Genomic DNA, 622 nt, shown 5'->3' on the forward strand with positions numbered 1-622 from the left:
TAATTATTACCATTTGCATTTGAGTTAACGATGAACGCGACCCGATTTTTGCACTCCGCACAGCAGCTATTTCAGCCAACTCAGTTCCAGTTAGCTTATAAGCGACTGCTTATCCCCATTATCATGCTTGTCTTATTAGCGAATGAGAACACCCGAGAGATCACAGTGACCACGCTTTCCCATTCTTTCTGGGCAGTATCTTGTTATGTCGCAGCAACCTTGGCGATTTATCATTACCTCTCCAACTTTATGTCGAAGACGAATCGCATCACTCAGCTCTATCATCGCTCTCGTCATCATCAGGTGTTTTTTGCAGCCCTACTCGGTGCGCTTCCGGGCTGTGGCGGCGCTATTGTTGTTACGACTCAATTTATTAGTGGACGAGTAGGATTTGGCGCAATCGTAGCCGTACTGACATCAACCATGGGCGATGCGGCATTCTTGTTACTCGCGGCAAAACCGTCCGTCGGCGTTGGCGTCGTCGCACTTGGCATTGTGGTAGGTACGGTTTCGGGTTTGATCGTCAACGCATTTCATCCTGATGATTTTCTACGCCCCGAGCCAAAGCAAGCGAGCGCCCACCACCATTGTTGTCAGCATCAAAGCGAGCGATACACGCCTT

At 49.2% G+C, this 622-nt stretch carries 1 protein-coding gene; it reads left to right on the forward strand.

What is annotated here, in order from left to right:
• Positions 1-30: 30 nt before the first annotated feature.
• Positions 31-622, forward strand: a 592-nt coding sequence (locus R7Q09_RS26670; protein WP_318144011.1) for a putative manganese transporter, incomplete at its 3' end; no start/stop codon positions are given.

This window comes from Vibrio sp. 2130-1, from assembly GCF_033339515.1.